Origin of the sequence: Vibrio sp. 1CM24A (genome assembly GCF_023161725.1) — a bacterium.
Lineage (GTDB): Bacteria > Pseudomonadota > Gammaproteobacteria > Enterobacterales > Vibrionaceae > Vibrio > Vibrio coralliirubri.
On sequence record NZ_JALNTS010000008.1, the window covers coordinates 244,401 to 269,075 of the forward strand.

Genomic DNA, 24,675 nt, shown 5'->3' on the forward strand with positions numbered 1-24,675 from the left:
ATTTCCATTACATCATAACAACATCAAACTGCTCTTGTATGTACAGAGGCTCAGCCTGGATTTTAACTTGCTTACCAATAAAGACTTCAAGCTCCGCAAGCGCATGAGATTCATCGCCCTCTAACGCCTCAGCCACGGCAGCTGCCGCATAGACCACAAATTTATCGGCGTCGTACGCACGGTTCACTCGCGTGATCTCTCGAAGAATTTCATAACAAACGGTTTCAACTGTCTTCACACTGCCACGGCCTTCACAAGCCGGACAGCTTGAACACAGGATATGCTCAATACTTTCACGAGTACGTTTACGAGTCATCTCAACCAAACCAAGCTGTGTGAAGCCATTAATATTGGTTTTCACACGGTCTTTGTCGAGCGCAGCCTCTAAAGAAGTTAGTACTCGCTTACGATGTTCCTCAGACAACATATCAATAAAGTCGATAATGATGATGCCACCTAAGTTACGTAGACGCAGCTGACGAGCAATCGCTTGAGTCGCTTCTACGTTGGTGTTGAAAATCGTCTCTTCTAGATTACGACGACCAACAAACGCGCCAGTGTTGATATCAACAGTGGTCATCGCTTCAGTTTGGTCGATAATCAGATACCCACCAGACTTTAATTCAACTTTACGATCCAATGAACGCTGAATTTCGTTCTCGGTATCGTACATATCAAAGATAGGCTTATCACCTTCATACAGCTCAAGCTTGTCTGTAAGCTCAGGCACGTATTCAGAGGTAAACTCTTTTAGGTTTTCATATTCTAGGCGAGAATCGACCTGAATCTTGCTCAGCTCAGTACCGACAAAGTCACGCAAGATACGCTGGCTTAAGCAAAGCTCACCATACAAACGAGTACGCGCCTTGTGCTTACCACGACGCTCTAATACTTTTAACCATAATCGCTTCAAGAATGCGGCATCTTGTGCCAACTCATTTGAATCTGCACCTTCTGCGGCAGTGCGGATGATGAAGCCACCATGTTCGTCACAGTAACGAGACACGACTTTTTTAAGGCGGTTACGTTCAGACTCGCTGTCGATACGTTGAGATACACCAACATGACTTGCGCCCGGCATAAATACCAAATAGCGAGACGGCAGAGTGATATCAGTGGTTAAGCGGGCACCTTTAGTACCAAGAGGGTCTTTGACCACTTGCACCACAATGTCTTGCCCTTGACGAACAAGCTCTGAAATATCACGAACCTGAAATTGCTTCTTTTCGTTTTCAGCGACACATTCAGTGTGTGGGACAATATCAGAGGCGTGTAAAAAAGCTGCTTTCTCAAGGCCTATATCAACAAAAGCCGCCTGCATTCCCGGAAGAACACGGCTTACACGTCCTTTATAGATATTTCCTACGATACCGCGTCGAGCATCTCGTTCGACATGGATCTCTTGAAGAGCCCCCCCTTCAATCATGGCCACACGAGTTTCACTCGGGGTCACGTTCAGCAACAATTCAGCACTCATGGTGCACCTCAGATTAGTAATTATAAGAATTCTTGCAGTAGCTGGTCCGTTTCAAATAAAGGTAAGCCGACAACGGCGTAATAACTACCTTCGATTCGAGTGACAAAGCGTCCACCCAAACCTTGGATCCCATAGCTACCGGCTTTATCGCATGGCTCCCCTGTTTGCCAGTATTGTTCTATTTCTTTTTCACTGAGGGGTTTAAACCATACGTCGGTAATAATGATTTCTGTTCTTTGTTTTTCCTCTGAAACCACAGAAACCGCCGTCATCACTTGGTGACGTTCATTCGCTAACTGAGTAAGCATGCGCTTAGAGTCAGCAAAATCGGAGGGCTTCTCGAGCACTTGCCCTTGGCTTACGACGACTGTGTCAGAACCAAGAACGACTATATCAGAGCCAAGAACTACAGTATCAGAACTAGGAACGACATGCTGCTTTTCAGAAGGGTTATCTTTCAATAAAGACAACGCAGCTAAAGCTTTATCTAAAGATAGTCGCTTAACATATTCTTCGGCGGTTTCTTGAGCGTGTTTACACTCTTCAACATCGGTTACAAGGACAGAAAACTCATAACCGAGTTGAGATAGCAATTCTTTGCGGCGTGGAGAGCCGGATGCCAAAACTAAATGTTTCTTTTCCATCGTCACGCTACCTCACATGCCAATGGCGACGCACGCGTCTCATTAATAAAAACATCCAAGGCCAAAGTATACAGTTTATCAATGCGCTCCATAACGATAACGGATTGAAAACAACATCTTGGATCAAATATTCACCAAAGAAGATCAACACCTCAAACAAGACCGTTAACGCGGCAATGATCATCGCTTGCTGCCATAACGCCATGTTACGAATGACGAGGAAGTTCATCGCAATAATGTACATCACTATTGCCATCATCATGCCTCGAATACCCAGAGTAGAGCCGATCAAAAGGTCCCACAGTAAGCCTAGAATCAAAGCACTACCCACGTTAACACGATGCGGTAGAGCCAAAACCCAGTAACACGTAACCAGCAGTAACCAAGATGGTCTAAATAAATCTAAGCTACCAGGCCAAGGGATCGTCTGCAGAATCAGTGCTATTAAAAATGAGCAGAAAATTACTACCTTGCTTCTCAAAACGCTATTGGCCATCTTCGCCCTCTAACAATGCTTGTTCTATGCTCGATTGATCCGCTTGCATCTGTTTGTTTTCATCAGGCCATACAAGCAGCAGGTATCTGAGCTTATCGAACTCAACTACAGGCTCTGCTTTAATCACAGCGAACTCACGTTTCGGGTCGTAATCAACGGCAGTAACATAGGCGACTGGATAACCTTCTGGGTATACACCACCGAGACCCGATGTCACCAACAGATCTTCTTCTTGTATATCGGTACTGGTTGGAATGTGCTCTAGCTGGATCTCATCAATCATGCCATTGCCCGAAGCAATCACACGGATGTCATTACGAATAACCTGAACAGGAATCGCATTGTTTGCATCAGTCAGTAGTAATACACGACTATTATGAGCAGCAACGAAAGTGACTTGGCCGACAATGCCTTTTTCGTTGATCACCGGCTGACCTTCATACACCCCATCAATCTGACCTTTGTCGATCACGACTTGATGGCGATATGGTGAAGTGTCTACCGCCATAACTTCTGTGACGACTTTCTTCTCATCACGGATAAACGGAGACCCCAACAGCTTACGAAGGCGCTTGTTTTCTTCTTGATATTGCTCAAGCAGAATCAGCTCGCTCTTCAGACGCAAGACTTCTCGTTTAATATTATGGTTGGATTCAATTAACCCTTTGCGAGTGCTAAAACGGTCGTAAACACCATCGAACATAGTGCGAGGCAAGTTGGCTGCATATTGAATAGGCGCAACCATGCTGTTTAATAGATAGCGAACATTTGAGAAAGCATCTAAACGACTATCAGCCAGCATAAGGCTGGCTGATAAAATTACAGCAAAAAACAGGCGCAATTGTAGAGAGGGACCTCTACCAAAAATTGGCTTCATTCTATATTTGGTCCTAGAGCTACATTTGATCCTATAGACAAGGTCCTAGGCTCTTTACATAAAACTAGATAAGAAAAGAGCCTAACACTAGATATTATTCTTCGCTGAACAGATCGCCGCCGTGCATGTCGATCATCTCTAGCGCTTTACCGCCACCTAGAGCAACACACGTTAATGGCTCTTCTGCAACAACAACAGGGATACCTGTTTCTTCTGTTAACAGACGATCAAGGTCTTTAAGCAGTGCACCACCACCTGTTAGTACCATACCGTTTTCTGAGATATCAGAAGCCAGCTCTGGTGGACACTGTTCAAGTGCAACCATCACTGCAGATACGATGCCAGATAGAGGTTCTTGAAGTGCTTCAAGGATTTCGTTTGAGTTTAGGCTAAAGCTACGAGGCACACCTTCTGCAAGGTTACGACCACGTACTTCGATCTCTTCTACTTCATCGCCTGGGTAAGCTGAACCGATTTCGTGTTTGATCTTCTCTGCTGTCGCTTCACCGATCAAGCTGCCGTAGTTACGACGAACGTAGTTGATGATCGCTTCATCAAAACGGTCACCACCGATACGTACAGAAGATGAGTAAACCACACCGTTCAGAGAGATAACTGCAACTTCAGTAGTACCACCACCGATATCAACAACCATTGAACCTGTTGGCTCAGAGACACGGAGGCCAGCACCAATCGCAGCAGCCATAGGCTCATCGATTAGGTAAACCTCACGAGCACCAGCACCTAGCGCTGATTCACGGATAGCACGACGCTCAACCTGCGTTGAACCACAAGGTACACAAACCAAAACTCGAGGACTTGGTTTAAGCACACTGTTGTCATGCACTTGTTTAATGAAGTGCTGAAGCATTTTTTCCGTTACGTAAAAGTCGGCAATTACACCGTCTTTCATTGGACGGATCGCTGAAATGTTACCAGGCGTACGACCAAGCATTTGCTTAGCAGCGTGGCCAACAGCAGCGACACTCTTTGCAGAACCCGCACGATCTTGGCGAATAGCTACAACTGAAGGCTCATCAAGAACAATGCCTTGGCCTTTTACATAAATAAGGGTATTGGCTGTACCTAAATCAATCGATAGGTCGTTTGAAAACATGCCACGAAGTTTTTTAAACATATTCTTCGCTCATCCTGCAAGAATTAGAAGACAAAAATTGCACTAAATGTACCAATGCCTTGCTGTTACGGCAAGGCATTGAAGTACAAACATGGACTGAAACCCGCAATTTCTTACAGATTCCTAACTTAAGGGGCAAAAATTATATTATTACTGACCTGTTAAGCCACTTTCACCTCGGTAGATCACACGATCGTTACCACGGTAGATGCCAAATGTGACGACGGTGGAGGGATCTTCATCGCCTAACTGTCTCCAGTTGTAGCGCAACCATGGTTGATCTTGATCTCCACCACTACATGAGATGTTATTTCCGCCATCATTATCAGGCTCAGAGTCGTCCATTCTTAACCACAGACGGACTTGTTCACGAAGCGAATCAGTATCTGCTGGCGTATTTTGATTTGCTGTGACCTCTTCCTCTCCATCATCCACATTTCCACTACCGTTAAGTGAAACTAAAGTGGTTGCCGCCCCTTCACTGTGCCAAATAACTTGTTTGCAAATATTTGAGCCATTGAAGGAGCTGCGATCATCATCCTCATTAGCAATAAACTCACTGCCATCCCAAAACTCAGCTCGCAGCGGAATAGTTAGAGTAGTACCGGAATTACCACCAATATCATCGAGCGCCATTCGACCATAACGAGCAGGAGGTTGAGCTGGGAATACTGCCGAATCAGTAACAGGGTCAGAGTCCGTAAATGACACAGGATCAACTCCTGTCACTGTTAAACCAAAATTAGTGGCTATTGAGCTAATATCCGAAGTATTAAACGGGGCATCTCTACGGCTAACATCATCTGAATCTGTAACTCGTTGAAGCTCGGCCGCATTGTCATTCAGCAACCAATGTTTACGATCAGCAGACCAAGATCCAGCATCCGTATCTAGCAAGAAGCCGTTATCTATGTTGCTATCATCTAGAACACTAAACTTTGCTTGTAGTTCTGTATTAAAGAATCGGTAATTATTAAGCGCATTATCCGTATCACCTTCACCTGATGCCATTGGATACACTAGATGAACAGCAGAGTCATAAGGCTGACCTAAATAAGCAATGTCGTTTTGATTAGCTACATTCCACTCAGGGGTACCTTGCACAAAATATTTAGGATAAAAACGACCAATAGATTTACTACCAGTGAAACCACCTAAGATTGAGCTGTAGAAGCTTCCGGTTTCAGTTGCAATAAAGTTAAAGCTACCAGCCTCTGAATATCTTAAGCCCTCAAATTTATAACCTTTATTCGCCTGGTCATTCGGTGAAATCTGTTTGGTTAATCGTTCCTCAGGGGTTAAATCACCTAACTCAGCATCAGGATAATCAGTAATGGAGGGGGTGTCTAAAGTTGTTGTAACTTTCACGCTTGCTGTCGACTCAAAGTAATTATTAGTCAACAAATCGTCATCAGTACAAACAGCAGATGAATCGGTATACTTTACTGGGCGAGCGTAAACATCAAATGGCTCTCTAGCACCAATAAAACTGTCTGAGCCTTCCTCTTTACTGTTTCCATCCGAGCTCTTATTAGTACAAATTGCAAATTTCCAAGGTCGAGAGTAGATCGAGAAACTTCCCTCTACATCGTAACTCCCATCCTCGGGGCAACCTGCGAAACCTGTACAATCAAAACTGCTGTCTTTTAAAGTGACATTGAAAAGGCCTGATTCAGAGATAGTTAAGTCTGTTGAGGCGCTGCCTTCTTCAAACTCAGGTAAATAAACCAAAGAACCATCGGAACCACTCCAAGAACTATCAAGCTCGTGGGAAATAGTAATTTCATCATCAGCTTCACCTACATAGTTTTCAGCAACAACAATTGAGTCATCAGAATCGCATGCTAAAACTTTAGTTACTGTCGGTGTCGCCTTTCCCGCAATAACGTTAAGACGATTGGTTGGAGTATTGCCATCCACTAAAGAGAACTTAAATGGTACGAACTTAAACTGACTTTCAACCTCCTTATCTGAATCATCAACTAGCGTTGCAGTTAGTTTATAATCAGAGTCAAAATCGATATTGGCAGTCTCTTTAGCGACGACTTTTAAAGTTAACTCACCCTCGTCATTTGAAAAATAATTAGGGTAAGTACCTGAACCCTGCAGAACAGAAACGTCGAATTCATCAGCATCTGGCGCAATACCTACGGTAACACCTAGACTTTGCGCCGCACCATTATTAGAGGTATTAATGGTAAATTGAGGGGAATCGTCGCCACACATCAAGGCTAGATTCGTCGCAGGTGATATATCAATTTCATAGTCATCTGAAGGTTGAAAACAATGATTGTCAGTCGCGATAATCTGAGCTGTATTCGCCATATAAATTTCATTCGCAGTTACTGCACCATAAACAATACTCGAATTACTTAACCGTACAGCAGACTCACTATAGATAAGTCCAGTAAATACGGCATTTTGACTCAACGTTAAACCACCACCTGATTTTGCGTGGACCAGAAGAACGAACTCAGCTTCACCCAAAGCACCGAACGAGCTGTTATTATTACTCACGCTCACCTTGCGAGCATGAATAGTAACCTTATGTCCGTCAGGGATTTCAATATTACCCGCATTATTAATATCAATCTCATCAACCCAATAAGTACCAGAAGTAAAAGTTACGGTACCCTTGCCTACACTTAACCGACCAATAATCTCATCATTAGAAAAAGTACGGTCTTCTTGCCAAACATTAACAACCTCTGACGATACCTTAAAACTTTCCAGTTCCTGCTTATCAACCATTAAGCCGGAGTCTCCTGAACACCTCAGACCATCACATCCGGGAGTATTCTCATCGGTAATACTCTCCTGCCTAAAACCAACAAAGCGCTGTCCACCGGACATTGGAGCGCCAGAGATGTTTGATTGATTAGATAAACGCAATGCAGCAGAACTACTAGTTGTCCACGTTTGGGCTGGAGATGGAAATAGCTCACAGATTTCAGATATAGGTGGCTTATCAAACAGGAAATAAGAAAAAGGTTCAACAACATGTCCTCTTTCAGGGTCTTTAGTCATATCTTCTTCGTTGATAAGAGAAACCCCTGTTTTGCTTACCGAACATCTACGCAACCAACCACCATTGTTACCGTTCCGAGTTCTTTTAGATGCAAGCAAAGTCGGTGTGGAAGTAAAGCCTGACACAGAAAAAGGGCTGACAAGTTTGCACCCCTCAGTAATCGGTTTAATTATATTGTCATTCAAGGTTGTTGTTTGTTTCGTTGAGCCTTGACCAAGCCAGAACTTACGACCATTAACAAAGCCTTGTCCTAAACCTGCGACAAAACCAACCTTTTCCGGAGTTATCGAATAGCTATTACGACTAACCTCAGACCGGTCAAGAACCAAAGAAAACGAAGAACGAGAGGGGTTTAACGCTATAGGAGTCAACCACAATGGAGAACCATTAGTGCTATTCTGAACGGTTTGGATTTGAACTAACACACCAGGAGAGCTGTTAAAGCTTTGGTTTAATCCAAAATCACTAAAACGCACTGTCTTATTATTATTCCCCGAACCACCGGCATTAGAGTATGTTTTATCGTAGCTAACTTCACCCGCAACGATTTTTGCACCGTTATCGAATTCAAGCACTCCCGGTTCAATAACCAAATAGTCGATATTTTCCATCGGAGCATCTACATAAGTAACTACTTTATGTCCACTGTTATTAGGGTTGCCACATTTCCCCCCGGGCCTCATTCTTACACACGCCTTCGTGGTAGGAGGGAGGAGTTGCTTCACAGATGCTCCAGATGTCGATACTGACATAACACGCAAATCTGAGGGATATTCAGTTGTGTTTGAATTAAAATTTGAGCGACTAGAATTGACAGTTGCCATAACAAAGACAAGTGGAGGAGCTGTATAAGTATTACTAAAATCAAGATCACAACTTACTGACGGCCCCGAAATAGTACACTTGTCAGCGGAAATCGTACCGAACTCAAACTGAGGGTTAGTATTGATATTCGCTTGAACTAATGGAGATAAGAAAAGCGCAACTAATAATATTGAAAAATGCTTTATCATCATTTACTCCTTCACCCAAACTTCTTGAATACGTTGTACTTGGTTGACACCTGAACCACAGATAGCTGTTGATTCTATTTTGAAAAAGCCAACGCCATCTAACACGCCGATTTGTCGACAAGTTAATTGATCTACAGTACAGATGGTCGACATACCACTACTTACTTGGCTTGAGTTTAAGTTGCTACACACGGTGCTCACACTCGTTGAAACCGCAGGCGAAACAGTCAAAGGGTAAACTTGGGTGAGTGCCCACTCATTAGCGGAGTGTGCTAATAGCCAAGTCTGTGTTCCAAGTTGCTTACGGGTCAACGTATCGTGATTTGACCACTGAACTTGCACTAAAGAAGTCGCGAGGAAGCCCATCACCACAATAACAAATACTGCGACGACCAAAACACTGCCTTTTTGAGATGATTTACTATGGCGCATTAAGTACCTGCACATCTTGTTGGTAAACACTTACTTCATTGTTTTGCTCAAGTACAAGATCGATGTGAATTACACCACCTCTTTGTAAGCTTGGCTCTTCGTAACGAAAATTACTTTCAGAATAATTGATGCTATCCGCAACGGTAACTCCATTACGCTGGATTAGACCTTGATTTTGAATAGTATCGTTCACCAAACAGTAACTCACAGAAGCACTTTCATCGTAGATATAGTGGCGCTGAGCGATTGAGTGGCTACTAATACTGACAGAAGGAGCAGTAAATACATTACCTGTCGAAACCAAGCCCGACACAGGAATTCGCTTAGTTGAACCAGCCACCAACTCCGAGTAAGCGGTTGGGTTAATAATAAGGAAATCATCTGCATCGAGTATTGGGGAGTCTTGGCCGATAATAAAATTCAGTTCATCTGTCGCTTCATCAAGGTGATAAAATCCTGAGTACTTAATAGCGTAAAAGGTAAGACATTTTTGAGCAAAAACCGAAGCCGGAGTAATACTCGAATCAAAACTATTAGGGACCGCATGACTGATTTCTCGCGACATTTTCTCAACAACAAACTGCCCTTTTACTTGCACCTTTTGTCTATCGATAGTGTCGACATAACCTTTCATGCCGTATTCAACAAAGCCAGCGATCGCTAAACCAATCACACCTACGACGACAATCGTTACAATCATCTCAATTAAGGTAAAACCACGTTGCTTCATTAGTAGTTCCCCTTGTAAGCGATCACGCTGTAGCGGTTGTTGCCACCAAAGATCTGTAACTCAATACGCTTCATCGTGCCAATAACGTTATCGTTAATACCATCCATGTTTTGATCGTAAAATACGGAGATTTCAACTCTAAAATTGGCATAACTGCCTTCAATATTTTCATCTAGGATATTAGCAAGTGGGTACTTAATAGGTGATACACATGTTGATTCAGTGGTATCGGTGTACCAACAGCCAATATAATCATCGACATCATTAAAAGCAGCGGGCGTTGCCTCTGAGCCATCAACGCCAAGTTCATTAGGCGCAGAACAAGCAGTCGCACCTGCATCCCCACAACGCACCAGACCACCATCAAAATCACTGTGTTCATCAAAACCACGTGCCAATATTTGGTTCATCAAACTCTGACCTAAGGCCACGGAACGGTTTTGATACTGTGGGTCTGCTGAACTTGCCACTTGTGGTGCTAAAAAACTGGTAATCGTGACCATCGCAATACCCAAAACGATAATCACAACAATACTTTCAATCAGAGTAAAACCACGTGAGCGAATCATAGACATGCTCCCTCACGCACATAACCTTGAGAATTAATACAGACTTGGGCGCTATTGCTCGAAGTGGTTGAGTTAATCGAAATGTCCACTCCTGCACTTACTGAAGGGTTCCCCAATAAATCAAAGTCGATAACAGTATTCGCTGGAGAAAACGTTATATCTGATATACGCACATAATCACTACGCGCATCGGCTTGTGACTTTTGATCGCTGTTCGATAGATTTAAGCTGCAAGCGGTGACAGAACCTAGACAGTTACTATTTATAGCAAGGCGAAAACTGTCATTAGCAGCTGAAACATTCGATTGCATTCGATTGACTTGGATTTGGCGAATTACAGAAATGGTTTGCTCTTGCGCAGTAAAAGTGGAATAGCTAGAGGTACCAGCGAAGCGACTTGCGGCAAAGGTGGAAACAATACCTAGGATAATGATAACGATGATCAGCTCTACCAAAGTAAAGCCTTTGGGTATGGGGCTGTTATCCATAATGAGCCTCTAACTGCCAAGCGAATACTAATTATACAAGATAACGAATGTAGTGATCTTATGTATATGAATAGTTTTGATATTTATGCGCTTTAGATAGAAAAAAGGCCAGCAGGAGCTGGCCTTATTTTTTACAAAAATTACGGTGTACAGATATTATTTGAACCACCTGATACTACATTTGCTGTCGCTTCAGTAGTTGCTGTCGCCTCGGTATATAGCACACAGTTTGTGACATAGTTAGCAAGACCGAATGTTGCTGTTGTATCGTTCACATCTTTGATTGCAATAAAGTCAGTACCTACACCTTGTACGATTGCTGCGATTGCTGTTGACGTTGCTTCTGGGTAACCAAATACAGTTTCAATACTTTGCGAGCCTACACCTGTACTAACTGCACCAGAAGTAGATTCAATGCCTGCGATTGCAGCCTTACCGTAAATGATACCTGAAGCACCTTGAATAGCACCCGCTAGGCCTTCAAGAGTTGCATTTTTCGCATCATCTTGCAGGTTTAGGAAACGAGGTGCCGCAGTTACAGCAAGAATACCTAGAATAACAATTACAACCACTAGTTCGATTAGGGTGAAACCGCCTTGTCTTTTCATAGTTAAGCTCTCTCTATGTTTAATTTTACGCAGACTTACTGCAAAGTTACGGTCACACGACCAGTTTTAATTTCGTAAACAAATTCATGTTCTGTACTACCTTCTAATTGAACGTAAGTACAGGTTGCATCACCTGAATTCGCTTGCGCTGAATATTTGTAATTTGAGTCACTAGCAACAACTGAGACTTCACCAACTTTAGGTGGGTTTTGCAGCAAGTTTTCCATCAGTTCAGAACATGTTTTATCTGAAATATCTTGTGGCGCAGTGCCAGAATTGTTGTTCAGAGTCCAAGGGTAGCCATCTCGAAAGTCTGTATCGACGTTGCTACTGTTCTTTGATCTTGTTAACCAAAAATCAACACCATCATAATTTACAGTATTGTATGTTTCAACACCTATCTTCTCTGATGGCCTAGCTTCTGCTTCCCACTGTGCTCTCGCCGACAAAACTGCGGTCGCAAAACCACCAGCAACGCCTTCAATGCTTGATTTCTTGGCTTCATCTGTCACATCTAAAAAGCGAGGTAGAGCGGCAACCGCCAATAAACCAACGACCACGATCACTATGACTAATTCGACAAGGGAGAAACCCTTTTGATTCTTAAGCATTTTCTACCTACTCATCTAATTATTAACGCGCATTATACATTCGCACTCGTATAAAACCATAAAAAAACTGTCAATATTTTCACAAAGCCAAAATATTGGCTTTCACACTAAACCTTTCGCTTTCAAGTAATACATCTATCTGATATTTATCAGAATAATGATAACTACAGTGAAAGTGTATGTTATCACTTTTATCTTCAACACTTGGAGAGCTTAGCCCTAAAATGCTCCCTTGAGGATATAATTGATCCAGCCAATAGTTACAGTCTCGCTCCGTACCTTGAATAGGCATTATCCATCCAGTTCTGCTATAGACCTTTGAGGGTTCCGAGCCTTCTTCTTGCCCAACACCCGATAACAAATACTGCTGTTTGAACAAATTGGCTTGTTCAAGAATCCGCTTGCTCGCGACGATAAATGCTGTGTTAGTCGCTTCCTCTTCTACCGTTTTGAATGCCGAAAGCACACCGACAATAAGAAAAAGAATAACCACAGTCCAAATAACAAAACGTGAGCGTTGTAGGTTATTTAGCATTCCCTAACCTTTGATTGCATCCAACATTCCCCACATCGGCAAGAAAATACCCAGAGCTAAAATCAACACCATACCAGCAACGATGGTTAACAAAATGGGTTCAATTCTCGCGGTTAGGGTTTTCAGATCGTAATCAACTTCGCGGTCATAAAAATCAGCCACTTCAAGTAAGAGCTCATCAATACGGCCCGTCTCTTCACCAACTGAAATCATTTGTATCACGAGCGGTGTGAAAATTTCGCTGTTAATCGCGGTCGATGAAACCGTGCTACCGGCTTCAATGGCCGACTTCATCGCTTGAACTCGCAACTCTAGAAAACGGTTATCTAAGGCTTCCGCCGAAAGCGCTAGCGACTGGTTAAGTGGTACGCCCGCTTTTAGCATCAAAGCAAAAGTACGCGAGAAGCGCGACAATAGTGCTCGATTCACGACCCCACCAATGACCGGCATTTTTAAGCGTAACCGATCCCACTTTTCTAGCCCTTTGTCTGTCTTAACCCAAGCTTTAAAAGCAAAGATAAGGCCAAAGATCACGCCAAGCATTAAGCCCCAGTAATTCACAAAGAACTCAGACATACCAATCAAGATACGAGTCGGCAACGGCAGATCGACACCGAAACGTGCGAACATGCTTGAGAACTGTGGAATAACCTTGATGTTAAGAATGAACATCGCAATCAAAATAAAGCTAATCACGAAGGTTGGGTAACGCATCGCGGTCTTGATTCGCTTACGAGTCTCAACTTCCTGCTCATAGTATCCAGCTAATTGCAGTAAAGCTTGGTCTAGACGACCGGTATTTTCACCAACCCCTATCATCGAGACAAACAGCGGACTGAATACCTTTGGGTGCATCTGCATTGACGCCGCCAACCCACGACCATTAGTTAACTCAGCAACCACTTCTTCTAAGGCGGCTTTCAACTGCTTATTTTCACAGTTTTGAGTTAGGCCTTTCATCGACCTTAATAGTGGTACACCCGCTTTGGTCAGGCTGTATAACTGTCGACAAAACAGAACCAACACCTCTAACGGTACACTCGGAGAGAACAGACTCGATACATCCATATCTAAGACTGAACCACCACTTTTACCCAATTTGATAGAGGTTGGAATGATCCCTTTGCTCATCAAGCTTTCAGCAGCAAGATCTTCGTTATTCGCGTCTAATTGCCCACTTACTTGGCTACCATCAGAGCTGCGACCTACATAACGATACGTTGGCATATCATTCCACCCCTACAGATAAATTGGGTCAGTGGCGCCGGACGCATCACCTTCGCCAAGGTGCATTATCTCATCAAGACTCACAACACCTTGCAGAGCTAGCTCCATCGCAGAAGCTAACAACGGTTTGTAATTTTCAGACTGTCTCGCCGTTTGAGCAAACCCTACCGCATCATTCGCTCTCAGTGCATCCATCATGTTTTGCTCTAGTTCCAACATTTCAAATACACCAATTCGCCCACGGTAACCGGTTAAGTTACAGTTCTGGCAACCACGGCCTTTCATAAACGGCACACCTACTTGGTTAGGGAAACGGACGCTCAGCCACTGCTTGCGAGGTTCATCTAACTCATCCTCAACCTTACAATCTGTACACACTTTACGAACTAATCGCTGAGCGACTACTGCTCGAACAGCGCTCGCCACCAAGTAACCCGGAGCACCCATATCCATCATACGCAACGCACTGTCTACCGCATCATTGGTATGCAACGTACTTAAGACTAAGTGACCGGTCAGTGCAGCTCTCAAGCCAATCTCAACGGTTTCGTGGTCACGCATCTCACCGATAAGAATGATATCGGGATCCTGACGTAGAAAGGTTCTCAAGATAGTAGAGAAATCGAGATTGATCTTAGGGTTAACCTGAACTTGGTTCACACGAGGAAGGCGGTATTCCACCGGGTCTTCCGCGGTAATGATCTTTTTACCGGGCTCGTTTAGCTCGCTTAACGCACCATACAAAGTCGTGGTTTTACCTGAACCAGTTGGACCAGTAACCAAAATCATGCCATGTGGACGGCGCAATTGTTGACGCAGACGAACCAACAGATCACTCGGTATGCCCGACTCTTCTAGTTTACGTAGGCCCGCTGATTGGTTAAGAAGACGCATAACCACTGATTCACCGTGCTGTACTGGCATGGTCGACATACGAATATCAACCGACTGACCTTTAGCACGGATATTAAAGCGGCCATCTTGAGGAAGACGTTTCTCTGAAATATCGAGGTTTGCCATCAGCTTCAAGCGCAGTACAAGTGCAGAAGCGATATTCACTTCATTCAGCAATGTTTCATGCAGTACGCCATCAATACGCTGACGAAGACGCAATACGTTTGAATCTGGCTCGATATGAATATCCGAAGCGCCAACCTGAATAGCATCTTCAAATAGCGAGTTGATCAGCTTAACGACGGTAACTTCATCACTGTCTTCTTCAGCGATATCGAAATCAAAGGCATCATTAACTTGGTGTTCAGCGTGAAGCTGTTCTGCAAACGAGGCAATCTCTTTGGTTCTTCGATAATAGCGATCGAAGCCATCAACCAATTGCCTTTCTTGAGCAACAACGAATTCCAGCGCGTAATCGCCGAGTTGACCAAGCAAAGACTCTTGGGCAAACAGATCTGCAGGGTCACTCATGGCAACACGCAAGGTGTCACCTTGGCGTCCAATAACCAATGCACGAAGGCGACGAGCATGTACTTCGGGTAAAAGCTGTACCGCTTCAACATCGACAACGGCTCGGCTTAAATCAATAAGAGGAATCGCTAACTGCTGCGATAGAAAGCTCAGCATTTGTTGTTCTGACAAGAAGCCAAGCTCAATTAGCGCATCACCGAGCTTACGCCCAGTACTTTTCTGAGCGGCCAGTGCTTGTTCAACTTGAGCCTCAGTGATAATGCCTTCTTCGACAAGCAAATCACCAAGTCTTTTTCTTAATCTAATTTGCATCGCCGCTCTCCTCTAAAGCATTGAGTATTTTTAACCGGTCACGCACAAAGCTCTGTGATTGAGATGAGATACCGACTCTGGTTAAGGCACCTTGGTATGACGCTTTAGCGGCTGTGAAATCGAGCTGGCGTTCTTGCTGAATAGCTAAGCCCAACCACCAGCGAGCGTTATCTGAATCGACCTCAACCAACTTTTGGTAACTTTCCAATGCCACTTCTTCTTGCTGAGACTTTTGACTCAGCGCCGCACGCATCGCCAAGTAATTTTGAGTAGGGTTCGGCGGTAAATGTATTAACGGGCTTAAAGCCGCTTCTGATTGATTCGCTTTAACCAGCAGTTTAGATAACCCTAATCGCAATTTTTCACTGTTGATATTGAGCTTGATACCAGACTGATAAAGCTCATAGGCTTTGCGAGTATCGCCTTTACCAAAATAGAGAATCGCAAGTTTCTGACGGACATCTTCATTTCGTGGCGTATACCGTAGAGCTTCAGTGTAGCCCTTTAACGCACCAGTAAGATCGTTCGCATCAAGCGCTTTCTGAGCCCGACCTTGTGCATTCACAGATAGCTGTTCCGGAGTTAACTCAACCTGCTCGATCAACATTCCGCTATTTTCTGAACCTCCAGAGGCTACAGGCTCATTAGAGATAGACGCAGGGTCTTTTTTTGCCACACTCGCAACGTAAATCGGTTGGGGAACTTCAGTATCAGTCGTTTTAGGCGTGCTTAGAGGTTTAGTTGGTATTTGTTGTTTTGTCGCTTTTGGGGCAGACATAACAACTGATTCGGAAACATCGGGCTTAACTTGAACGCTTTTTGCCATCACTGAATGTTCTGTTGAAAGGCTCGCAGAGTCTAGCGTCACCAGTTTCTTAGTTGGTGATGAGATAGGTTGAGCAACTTCCTGAATGCCATTTGAACCATCAACGACAGAAACTTGAACTTGTAGATCTCGAGTTGAGATTGGCTGCTCAACAATAGACGGCTCAATCACCGGGCCTTGCGATATCGCCCAGCCACCCATAGCTAAGCTCAAAGTAAAGCCTGCAACTACCCAAACCAATGGGGAACGCGTTTTTACTTTAGGTACGACTGCCGCTTCTATCGAAGTCGCTGATTTTTTCTTTGCCAATTCAGACAAGGCGTTGTTAATGACGCTCATAATTAATTCCAACCCCACAGTATTGGCGTTTTAAATTTAGGCTTACACACATCGTACGTTTCATGCATAGCTGAAAACAGATGTTGGTTGTCGATACTTTTCTTATCTTCACTGAACGAAAGCAATAGAGCCTTATGGCAAAGTTGGTTTATCAATCTAGGGATACCTAACGACGAACGACAGATCGCCTTTTTTTGATTCAAGCTGAATAACTCAGGACTGCCACCAGATTTAGCGATTCGATTATCAATATAAGCCACCGTTTCATCGAGATTCAGCGGTCTCAGTGTCGAACTAAATGTGATTCTTTGGCGAAACTGCCTTAGGTGGTAAGCCTCTAATCGAGCATCCAATTCTGGCTGACCTAATAAGACAATCTGCAGCAGTTTTTTATCTTCCGTTTCAAGGTTACCAAACAACCTTAATGTTTCGAGCGCTTCGTCCGATAGAGCCTGAGCTTCATCAAGAATAGCCACCACTCTTAAACCAGAATTGTGCAATTCAATGAGCTTATGCTGAATGTTATCAACCAAGGTTGCTTCATTGTCGACAGCTAAACCAAGCTCTTTAGCAACAGCCTGGCGCAAGTCTGCCCCTGATAACACAGGGTTTGGTAAGTAGATCAGAGCTGTACAGTCATGTAGGTGATTGACCAACATCCGGCAAACCATGGTTTTTCCAGTGCCTACCTCTCCGGTCACCTTAATCACGCCCTCGCCCATTTCCAACGCCGAGATTACCGTCTGAATCGCTTCGAAATGAGGCGCTAAACCATAAAAGAAATCGGTATTCGGCGTTAAGGTAAATGGCAGTTGTTCAAAACCAAAGTGAGCTTGATACATACGACGACCTAGCTTAGTGAGACACTGCCACTCTATATTGAGAAAGTAAGCAATTACTCTTCATCAGGGAACCACTGTTGAAGAAGATCACGTGAACGCTCCAACTCATTTTGCCAAGTATTCACACCCACGATCGTTGGCTTAAGCAAGATCACGAGCTCAGTTTTTTGCGTTAACTGATTGGTATTACGGAACAAATGACCTAAGGCTGGAATATCACCGAGGAATGGAACTTTAGAGGTCACATCACTAGTGTTGGATTTCATCAAACCACCAATAACAACCACATCGCCGTCTCGTGCTCGAATCACTGAGTCAGATTCACGAATAGAGCTTTTCGCTAAAGGAAGTTGCACGATGCCAGTTGTTGAACCTAGGTTGAGCTCTTTCACTTCTTCCTCTACTTCGATAACCGCTGGGTGAACATGTAAGAACACACTGCCTTTGTCGTCTATCTGAGGGGTCACATCTAAAGAGATACCAGAGAAGAACGGAGTTAACTCAACCTCAGGTGCGACGTTCGCGTTGTCACCACTACCGACCGCGCTAGATAAATCCGTCACGTAGTATTCATCAGTACCCACTTTGATAACCGCTTTCTGGTTGTTTGCAGCAGTGACTCGTGGGCTTGATAGAACGTTCAAGTCACCTTGAGTATCCATAAAGCTCAATACCGCTTCAAAACTGCCATCTGAAATCGTTACGTTGGTTTGTCCGCCTAACAAAGAGCTGATGGCATCTAATGGAGGCAATGTTCCACCTGGTCGGTCGATAACCACACCACCACTACCAATCGACTTAGATAAATTAGACCAGCTAATACCTTGTTGGTAACCATCACTCAAGGTTACTTCCATGATTTTGGCTTCTAAGATAACTTGACGCTGCAGGCGTTTTTGAGAAATACCTAAGAACTCTCGAACCTCACGAATTTCGTCAGGGTAAGCTCGCACTGTAATCACACTCGCTTGCGGGGTCACGACAACGCTTTGCCCATCACCCGAACCAATTAAGTGAGCAACCGCCGCTTCAAGCTGTGGCCAAAAATCACTTTCAGAGGTCGTTTCAATCTCTGTACCACCGTTCGATGTCGAGTTTGATGAATTAGAAGAGTTAGATGAATTTGACGAGTTTGAGTTCGAATTCGAGTTTGAGGAGCTCGATGAATTCGAATCTGAGTTAGAGATCGTGCCTGTGGTGATCGTCGTTAGTGAGCGACCAGAACGCTTAACTTGTAAGTAATCGACAGGGATAGTTACGGTGCGAAGACCGGCAGGATAAACTTGAATCACTTTGCCACGCTTTTCAATATCGTAGCCATACATGTCTTGAGCAACAGCCAGTACCTCATCTAACGTCACGTCAGTTAGATTAAGCGTAAGGTTTCCAGACACACTTGGGTGAATAGCCGCGCTATACTCCGTACCTTTCACTAGGCTTGCAAAAAAGGTTCTCGCTTCAACGCCTTTTGCCTGAATACGAAAACGCTTAACCGTTTCCATACCCGGAGACATAGAGTCAGAATTAAGCTGTGGCATAAGGTCATCTTGAACCGACGAAGGCAGCTCATGAAGCGCTCTGCTATTGGCTTCATTAATTGATTCGTTTAAAGACTCTTTAATCTCAACAGGATCTCTATGCCCCATCGAACAGCCGACTAAAGATGACACTAGGATTGCTACTACAAGTTTACGCATGTCTTCACTCTAACCTTAATTATTCTTAACATCTAAAGAGAACATCTCTAATTTCCACTGCTTAGAGCTTCTCTGCAGAGTGACGTATTCTGGATCTATGTTCTTAACTCGGTACCCTCTGATCGTTTCCCCTTGTCCGAGAATCTGACCATTCATAATCGCATAACAAGGCGTATCTCCCTTACACACGATGCTTTCTAAAGAAGGCAAGCGATAACGAGTTGGTGCTTTCTTAGCAGGCGCCGTTTTCTGTTGAGGTGAAAGCCAGCCTAATGGCGCCGTGGGATCTTGCTCAGCCCACACAAAAGAGCTGCTAAATAGCAAGGACAACAAAAGAGTTCTAACCACCGATAAACTCCTGTCTAGTACCTAATGTGTAAACCTCGAACACCAATCGAGCTTTGGGATATTCTTCTACTGAGTATTCAAATGTGCGCCAGTAGTAACTCACAGGTAGAGACTCAAGTGCTTGAAGGTAAGCTGAGATATCAAAGTAACTGCCGGTTAGCTCCATTCTTACAGGGTGAAGAAAGTAGCCTGAATATTCGCTGGTCTCTTTATTGTTCGAAATCGCTTCTGGTTTTAATGACTCTAGAGATTCAAGCTTTAGCCCATTACCGGCGTTAAGAACGCTCTCCAATAACTGCGACATTTGAGAAGGTGTGATTAATCCATCGACAATCTGCGAAAGTTGAAGTGAGAGATCTTGGCTCTCCACCAGCAGCTTTTTGTACTCTCGATTAATGTCTTTATCTGGGTCTTTGTTTAACTTAGCTTGCAGAACAAGTAGCTCACCCTGCTGCCTTTGATTCGATTGAGTCAGGCTGGTCGCCTTGGCATTTTTAGCTTGTAGGTCGAGATACGCAGGCTCAACCAATAAGGTGAACAACAACATCGATAGGCCAACAAATCCACACAAAAAAAGTAGCCATTTTTCTCTTTGACTTAATGCAAGAAACTTATCGCTCAGCTGGTTCCACTGCTGCATTATTTACTCTCCCGACGAGTACTTAGCTCGAACGTCACCACATCCTGATCATTACGACCAATTTTTAGTTTTTCAAAAGTGCGTCCAACTAAATTAAGCTCACTTTTGAACTGACCAATCCAGTTCGGAACGACATTTGCGTTACGAGCCAAGCCACTAAGATCTAAAGTATCGTGGGTCATGTAGATGTGCGAAAGAGAGATGTCATTTCGGCCTAATTTAGCTAAGGAATTCATGACGCCAGAATACCCGACTTGTTGGGATTCGTCGTATTGTCCTACCGCCTTCAAAGCCTCTTTTTTAGCTTCAGTCTCACGTTTGAGACGCGCAACAGCCGCGACTTTCTCTGGAGACGGTTTATGCTGAGTTAACTTACTATTCAGTTGGTTAACTTGCTTGTTAAGTTGATTCGAGTCTTGTTGCAGGGCTGTTAGTTCTTTATCTAGATTAGAGACTTGATACTGCATCGCAAAGTAACCACCAAGCAGCAAAACACAAACTACTCCCCAGCTCGCAACAACATTGGTCAGCGTAAAATATTCTTTTTTAGGCTTAAGGTGTTCTGGATAAAGATTGACCTTAAACGTCTCTTTTTCCGCTGCGAGTTTAACCAGTAAACTCTCTGAATTATCACGATCACCTTCAACCAACAATGAAACTGTCGAGCTCAATGTACTGTTTAAGGCACTTTGTAACTCTGCTTCATCTTCTTCGTCACAACAGATTTTCAGCTGGTGAAGCTGGGTGCCTTTAATTTGCGAAGAAAGGTAATCAATCGAGCGTTGAAGCTCTAAAGCGAGACCATCCAACTGCAGAGCACTTGACGCAACACCGGTTAAAGGCGGGACAACACTGCGGATGGTTCTTTGAAAACAAACGGTATTTTCAACAAACGCACCCAACTTAAAGTGTGAATTGGTGCTTCGCTGTAAAAGAATGAAATTAGACAGTTCACCAGCGCTGTAACCCCAGATTTCATCTTCAGGAGCAACGCCTATTAATTCAACCTGAGCCGAATTAGCAATATTCAAAAGCTTGTCTAACAGCTTTTTAGGCAGAACGTATACTTGCAGCTTGTTCGACGTTGGTAACGCGACCGCACTCGCGGTAATTTCAGTGACTCTTTCTGAAACAAGATCTTTGAGTAAAAAAGGCAGAGCTACCGACCATTCATTCTCTGGAATGTCCGGTTTCTCAATTTGGTAGGTTTGGTAGTAGTTAGCACAGACAATCAGTTGGGCACTATGACTGGTAAACGCCTCACTGCTAAACGATTTTTTTAGCGCACTCTCCCAATCCCCATTAATCACGGGAATGCTGGCTACTTGAGGCTCTTGTTCTGTCGATGAAATATAAATAGCATCATTGCCCAGCAGGACAACTTGCGAACTACCTTTATTATTCGTTGGCTTTATCTTGTCTAAAATCGCTTTAAAATTCATTCTTAACTACTACTCTTACGCCATCGATTTCTTCGTCCAACTTTGACAACAGATTCCGCTTTCGCGGCCTTTTCTGCTTGATTAGGCAAAGGGATAATTTGTTGTTCTTCGTCGAAATATCGCCCTTGATAGCCGTTAATGCCTAACTCTATCAAGGTATTCTTTTCTTGTTTTGTCTCGACTCCAACGGCAATAACTTGAGTTGGAGAATCACCGCACGCCCCAATTAAGCTTCGAACAAACAGTTGGTTCTCATGCCTTTGATCGATTTTCTTAATTAGGCTTCGATGAAGCTTAATATAATTAACCTTCAAATCCTTGATGTAGTGAGTGCTAACAATGGTTCGTCCAGCTTGGCCGACCACAACTTTACACCCTAAACCCCGCAGCATCTTTGCCACCGGTCTCATATAATCAAGATGAGCAATCAAGTGCCCTTCTGGAAACTCAAAAGAAAGCTGAGAGCGGTGTTGAGCAGAAAGCTGTAACAACTCACTCCTAAACCACTTAAAGTGCTGTTTATTAGCAAACGGGGTAACATTCAGATTCACCGAATAGTTGATAGGTGGAGTTGACCCTTTCAATGATTTCAACACAACCTTTAGAACCGATTGGTCCATTTGAGCTTGGTAACCCACTTGCTCTACCGCAGGCATAAATCGAGACGATTTCAATAAACCTTTATCAGGGTCCTGAATTCTAGCGAATATTTCTCTATGTAATTCATTAGCTTGACCAGATTCCGGCATAAGATAACACCGCTGAGCAAAGATTACTAAATTTTCAGGAAGCAGCGCTTTATCAAGTAATGTTCTCCAACGAACACTGCCTCTATCAAGCTCATTCTTATTCTCTTTCGGGTAGCGGCTCCAGTTATTAATACGCTCTAACTGAGCACTCTTTAATGCTGTTTCCGTTTCATCCATGATCTGGCTGTGACGCTCACCTTCGGTATACATGGTCACACCGATATGACACCAGTTATCCGACTCCAAAGGCTCTGGCGGGGTTAGCTTATCTAACTGCCTTAAACACTGAGCAGCTAAGGTCGCAATATCTTTTGCGCCCTGATGAGGGATAAATACAGCAAAGTCCGCTTCGTAATAGCGAGAAAAAATGACATCGGGATAGCGCTGAACGATATTCGACAGTACTTCACCGACTTCAATAATAAAGCCGTCAGTGATTTGCTTGTCGTTGGCATCACGAACTTGCTCCCATTCGTCGATACGTATCAGTAACACACCGCCTCGTGCGCCACTTTCATGCAGTGCCGATTCCAGCTTATTATCGAATAAAACTCGGTTTGCCGTTCCCGTGAGTTTATCTAAGAAGGTATGGGTACGAATAAAGGTATCAAAGCGGCTTCGTTCTTGACGAGCATCTTGCAGCTCTTCGATCAAGACATCTAAGGCTTCGCTTGCGGTATAAGGCCACTCTCGCTCATCTCCCTTTGCATGAGCTTCAACCTGACCGGCCAAGATCATTCTTCCTCGCTCTTCCAAAATCTCAGAACCCATGAGTTGCTCTTTCAACCAACGAACACCACGAGCAAGGCAGAAAAGGACTAATGCGACAGCCAAAGTAATTGACCACATCGCTTCCATTGAGTAGTTGTAGCCAATATAAGGAGGAAGCGCTTTAAATTCGATTCGGTAGCCTTCATTACGCTCTAAAATGAAGCTTTTCTCATAAAGACGATTAGGATCAATTTGTGGGGAAGTATCTTTGAAACGATAAACAATGCCGGTCTTGTTCGAGAGTTTCATCTCAACAATATTGCTCGCCTGCAGCATCTTAGGCATCCAACGCTGCATTGAATAAGCGGCGTCGGGGTCTTCCATCTCTTTATCTACAACGTCGACAATGCCAACCAAATAATGGTCTAAATATTCCTGTCCAATACGCTTAAAGGAAAGTGTGCCACCAATAAAAAGAATGAACATCGCGCTGATCACTATCACGGTGACAAATGCGACCAATCGAGTGCTCAATTTTAGTGTCGGGGTATATCTCATGAATAACGAAATCCTTTTCAACTCACATTATACCGTATTGCTACTTATACTATAAATTGACGTTGTAAATAAAGCGTTAAGAATTGTAGGTAACAAAAAGCCGCGATGAACGCGGCTTTTTCCAATTTAATACTGTCTTTATAATATATTAAAAACAGGGCTTAAAATGGGATGTCATCATCAAAATCCATTGGTGGCTCATTATATTGAGGTTGAGCCTGCTGAGGAGCTTGTTGAGGTGCTTTGGGCTGCTGTTGAGCTGGAGCACTGTATTGTTGCTGCTGTTGTTGTGGCTGTTGTGGCTGACCCCAACCACCTTGCTGTTGGTTGTTACCCATGCCACCTTGAGCAGGAGCACCACCTTGAGCACGGCCGCCAAGCATTTGCATTACACCATTGAAGCCTTGAACAACCACTTCAGTTGTGTAGCGATCTTGACCGCTTTGATCTTGCCATTTACGAGTTTGAAGTTGACCTTCAATGTAAACTTGAGAACCTTTACGTAGGTACTCACCAGCAACTTCCGCTAACTTGCCAAACAGAGCAACACGGTGCCATTCTGTTTTTTCACGCTGCTCGCCAGTTGCTTTATCACGCCATGACTCTGACGTTGCAATGGTAATGTTCGCTACTGCGCCGCCATTTGGCATGTAACGAATTTCAGGGTCATTACCTAGGTTACCCACTAATATAACTTTGTTAACTCCACGGCTAGCCATGATTTGCTCCGTCTAAATTCATAGTCTCAGAAAATTTTAGCGCACAAGAATAGCATGCTTTTCTGCAGTGATAAATCGCATTCCTATTCTCTCCTCACTACAAAGAATAAAAACGTAACAAATCATGATATTCAGAGCGATGTTGCTTTTTTCTCCACTTACAAACCACTCATTTACTTTGATAATTGATATTC

General features: G+C 43.7%; 23 protein-coding genes. All 23 read right to left on the minus strand.

The features are described from left to right. Positions 1–7: 7 nt before the first annotated feature. The 23 genes from rng to MSG38_RS18820 all read right to left on the minus strand — a co-directional run bounded on the left by rng (position 8) and on the right by MSG38_RS18820 (position 24,481). On the minus strand, positions 8–1,477 hold the full coding sequence (rng, locus tag MSG38_RS18710; RefSeq protein ID WP_017061363.1) for a ribonuclease G: 1,470 nt from the start codon (positions 1,475–1,477) through the stop codon (positions 8–10). 20 nt (positions 1,478–1,497) lie between these two features. Beyond that, entirely contained in the window at positions 1,498–2,121 is a 624-nt protein-coding gene (locus tag MSG38_RS18715) for a Maf family protein (RefSeq protein ID WP_248402388.1), read from the minus strand. A gap of 7 nt (positions 2,122–2,128) precedes the next feature. Next, entirely contained in the window at positions 2,129–2,617 is a 489-nt protein-coding gene (mreD, locus tag MSG38_RS18720) for a rod shape-determining protein MreD (RefSeq protein WP_017061361.1), read from the minus strand. Beyond that, positions 2,607–3,494, minus strand: a complete 888-nt coding sequence (gene mreC / locus MSG38_RS18725) for a rod shape-determining protein MreC (RefSeq protein ID WP_004735927.1) — start codon at positions 3,492–3,494, stop codon at positions 2,607–2,609. The genes mreD and mreC overlap by 11 nt, the downstream gene beginning before the upstream one ends. A 94-nt stretch (positions 3,495–3,588) precedes the next feature. Further along, positions 3,589–4,632 (minus strand): rod shape-determining protein, encoded by a 1,044-nt coding sequence (locus MSG38_RS18730; RefSeq protein WP_017062957.1) that lies wholly within the window; start codon positions 4,630–4,632, stop codon positions 3,589–3,591. A gap of 150 nt (positions 4,633–4,782) precedes the next feature. Next, positions 4,783–8,673, minus strand: coding sequence for a DUF6701 domain-containing protein (locus MSG38_RS18735; RefSeq protein WP_248402405.1), 3,891 nt, complete (start codon positions 8,671–8,673; stop codon positions 4,783–4,785). A gap of 3 nt (positions 8,674–8,676) precedes the next feature. Beyond that, positions 8,677–9,105: an MSHA biogenesis protein MshP gene (locus tag MSG38_RS18740; RefSeq protein ID WP_248402389.1), complete on the minus strand. Its 429-nt coding sequence runs from the start codon at positions 9,103–9,105 to the stop codon at positions 8,677–8,679. Continuing rightward, positions 9,095–9,835 carry a prepilin-type N-terminal cleavage/methylation domain-containing protein gene (locus tag MSG38_RS18745; protein ID WP_248402390.1) on the minus strand — a complete coding sequence of 247 codons (741 nt, stop codon included), beginning with the start codon at positions 9,833–9,835 and terminating at the stop codon, positions 9,095–9,097. Before MSG38_RS18745 ends, MSG38_RS18740 begins: the two co-directional genes overlap by 11 nt. Then, positions 9,835–10,404, minus strand: a complete 570-nt coding sequence (locus MSG38_RS18750; protein ID WP_248402391.1) for a type II secretion system protein — start codon at positions 10,402–10,404, stop codon at positions 9,835–9,837. Before MSG38_RS18750 ends, MSG38_RS18745 begins: the two co-directional genes overlap by 1 nt. Then, positions 10,401–10,892, minus strand: coding sequence for a prepilin-type N-terminal cleavage/methylation domain-containing protein (locus MSG38_RS18755; protein WP_248402392.1), 492 nt, complete (start codon positions 10,890–10,892; stop codon positions 10,401–10,403). Before MSG38_RS18755 ends, MSG38_RS18750 begins: the two co-directional genes overlap by 4 nt. Before the next feature lie 140 nt (positions 10,893–11,032). After that, the gene (locus tag MSG38_RS18760) at positions 11,033–11,500 is read right to left on the minus strand and encodes a type II secretion system protein (protein WP_048657957.1); all 468 of its coding nucleotides are present in this window, start codon (positions 11,498–11,500) and stop codon (positions 11,033–11,035) included. Between the two features lie 35 nt (positions 11,501–11,535). Further along, positions 11,536–12,111, minus strand: coding sequence for a prepilin-type N-terminal cleavage/methylation domain-containing protein (locus MSG38_RS18765; protein WP_081230434.1), 576 nt, complete (start codon positions 12,109–12,111; stop codon positions 11,536–11,538). A gap of 79 nt (positions 12,112–12,190) precedes the next feature. After that, the gene (locus MSG38_RS18770) at positions 12,191–12,646 is read right to left on the minus strand and encodes an MSHA biogenesis protein MshF (protein WP_122082103.1); all 456 of its coding nucleotides are present in this window, start codon (positions 12,644–12,646) and stop codon (positions 12,191–12,193) included. A gap of 3 nt (positions 12,647–12,649) precedes the next feature. Further along, positions 12,650–13,873 (minus strand): type II secretion system F family protein, encoded by a 1,224-nt coding sequence (locus tag MSG38_RS18775; RefSeq protein WP_048657953.1) that lies wholly within the window; start codon positions 13,871–13,873, stop codon positions 12,650–12,652. Positions 13,874–13,885: 12 nt separating this feature from the next. After that, positions 13,886–15,610, minus strand: coding sequence for a GspE/PulE family protein (locus MSG38_RS18780; protein ID WP_048614829.1), 1,725 nt, complete (start codon positions 15,608–15,610; stop codon positions 13,886–13,888). After that, a complete protein-coding gene (locus MSG38_RS18785; protein ID WP_248402393.1) occupies positions 15,600–16,775 on the minus strand; it encodes an MSHA biogenesis protein MshN in 1,176 nt (391 codons plus the stop codon). Before MSG38_RS18785 ends, MSG38_RS18780 begins: the two co-directional genes overlap by 11 nt. A 2-nt stretch (positions 16,776–16,777) precedes the next feature. Next, positions 16,778–17,617 (minus strand): AAA family ATPase, encoded by an 840-nt coding sequence (locus tag MSG38_RS18790; protein ID WP_048614825.1) that lies wholly within the window; start codon positions 17,615–17,617, stop codon positions 16,778–16,780. Positions 17,618–17,670: 53 nt separating this feature from the next. Continuing rightward, complete coding sequence (gene mshL / locus MSG38_RS18795; protein WP_050622247.1) at positions 17,671–19,314, minus strand: pilus (MSHA type) biogenesis protein MshL; 1,644 nt, start codon at positions 19,312–19,314, stop codon at positions 17,671–17,673. Between the two features lie 15 nt (positions 19,315–19,329). Then, entirely contained in the window at positions 19,330–19,662 is a 333-nt protein-coding gene (locus MSG38_RS18800; protein WP_017061346.1) for a hypothetical protein, read from the minus strand. After that, the gene (gene pilO, locus MSG38_RS18805) at positions 19,655–20,302 is read right to left on the minus strand and encodes a type 4a pilus biogenesis protein PilO (protein WP_048618122.1); all 648 of its coding nucleotides are present in this window, start codon (positions 20,300–20,302) and stop codon (positions 19,655–19,657) included. The genes MSG38_RS18800 and pilO overlap by 8 nt, the downstream gene beginning before the upstream one ends. After that, positions 20,302–21,744 (minus strand): MSHA biogenesis protein MshI, encoded by a 1,443-nt coding sequence (locus tag MSG38_RS18810; protein WP_248402394.1) that lies wholly within the window; start codon positions 21,742–21,744, stop codon positions 20,302–20,304. The genes pilO and MSG38_RS18810 overlap by 1 nt, the downstream gene beginning before the upstream one ends. A gap of 2 nt (positions 21,745–21,746) precedes the next feature. After that, positions 21,747–23,762, minus strand: coding sequence for an RNase E specificity factor CsrD (gene csrD / locus MSG38_RS18815; RefSeq protein WP_248402395.1), 2,016 nt, complete (start codon positions 23,760–23,762; stop codon positions 21,747–21,749). 161 nt (positions 23,763–23,923) lie between these two features. Continuing rightward, on the minus strand, positions 23,924–24,481 hold the full coding sequence (locus MSG38_RS18820; RefSeq protein WP_017061342.1) for a single-stranded DNA-binding protein: 558 nt from the start codon (positions 24,479–24,481) through the stop codon (positions 23,924–23,926). Positions 24,482–24,675: the final 194 nt, after the last annotated feature.

Excerpts from the sequence above, each read along its gene's own strand:
- pilO (WP_048618122.1), bottom strand. The coding sequence starts at position 20,302 with ATGCAGCAGTGGAACCAGCTGAGCGATAAGTTTCTTGCATTAAGTCAA.
- MSG38_RS18715 (WP_248402388.1), bottom strand. The coding sequence starts at position 2,121 with ATGGAAAAGAAACATTTAGTTTTGGCATCCGGCTCTCCACGCCGCAAA.
- MSG38_RS18820 (WP_017061342.1), bottom strand. The coding sequence starts at position 24,481 with ATGGCTAGCCGTGGAGTTAACAAAGTTATATTAGTGGGTAACCTAGGT.
- MSG38_RS18770 (WP_122082103.1), bottom strand. The coding sequence starts at position 12,646 with ATGCTAAATAACCTACAACGCTCACGTTTTGTTATTTGGACTGTGGTT.
- MSG38_RS18760 (WP_048657957.1), bottom strand. The coding sequence starts at position 11,500 with ATGAAAAGACAAGGCGGTTTCACCCTAATCGAACTAGTGGTTGTAATT.
- MSG38_RS18745 (WP_248402390.1), bottom strand. The coding sequence starts at position 9,835 with ATGAAGCAACGTGGTTTTACCTTAATTGAGATGATTGTAACGATTGTC.
- mreC (WP_004735927.1), bottom strand. The coding sequence starts at position 3,494 with ATGAAGCCAATTTTTGGTAGAGGTCCCTCTCTACAATTGCGCCTGTTT.
- rng (WP_017061363.1), bottom strand. The coding sequence starts at position 1,477 with ATGAGTGCTGAATTGTTGCTGAACGTGACCCCGAGTGAAACTCGTGTG.
- csrD (WP_248402395.1), bottom strand. The coding sequence starts at position 23,762 with ATGAGATATACCCCGACACTAAAATTGAGCACTCGATTGGTCGCATTT.
- MSG38_RS18775 (WP_048657953.1), bottom strand. The coding sequence starts at position 13,873 with ATGCCAACGTATCGTTATGTAGGTCGCAGCTCTGATGGTAGCCAAGTA.
- MSG38_RS18765 (WP_081230434.1), bottom strand. The coding sequence starts at position 12,111 with ATGCTTAAGAATCAAAAGGGTTTCTCCCTTGTCGAATTAGTCATAGTG.
- MSG38_RS18750 (WP_248402391.1), bottom strand. The coding sequence starts at position 10,404 with ATGATTCGCTCACGTGGTTTTACTCTGATTGAAAGTATTGTTGTGATT.
- MSG38_RS18810 (WP_248402394.1), bottom strand. The coding sequence starts at position 21,744 with ATGAATTTTAAAGCGATTTTAGACAAGATAAAGCCAACGAATAATAAA.
- MSG38_RS18740 (WP_248402389.1), bottom strand. The coding sequence starts at position 9,105 with ATGCGCCATAGTAAATCATCTCAAAAAGGCAGTGTTTTGGTCGTCGCA.
- MSG38_RS18785 (WP_248402393.1), bottom strand. The coding sequence starts at position 16,775 with ATGAGCGTCATTAACAACGCCTTGTCTGAATTGGCAAAGAAAAAATCA.
- MSG38_RS18755 (WP_248402392.1), bottom strand. The coding sequence starts at position 10,892 with ATGGATAACAGCCCCATACCCAAAGGCTTTACTTTGGTAGAGCTGATC.
- MSG38_RS18790 (WP_048614825.1), bottom strand. The coding sequence starts at position 17,617 with ATGTATCAAGCTCACTTTGGTTTTGAACAACTGCCATTTACCTTAACG.
- MSG38_RS18735 (WP_248402405.1), bottom strand. The coding sequence starts at position 8,673 with ATGATAAAGCATTTTTCAATATTATTAGTTGCGCTTTTCTTATCTCCA.
- mshL (WP_050622247.1), bottom strand. The coding sequence starts at position 19,314 with ATGCGTAAACTTGTAGTAGCAATCCTAGTGTCATCTTTAGTCGGCTGT.
- MSG38_RS18730 (WP_017062957.1), bottom strand. The coding sequence starts at position 4,632 with ATGTTTAAAAAACTTCGTGGCATGTTTTCAAACGACCTATCGATTGAT.
- MSG38_RS18780 (WP_048614829.1), bottom strand. The coding sequence starts at position 15,610 with ATGCAAATTAGATTAAGAAAAAGACTTGGTGATTTGCTTGTCGAAGAA.
- mreD (WP_017061361.1), bottom strand. The coding sequence starts at position 2,617 with ATGGCCAATAGCGTTTTGAGAAGCAAGGTAGTAATTTTCTGCTCATTT.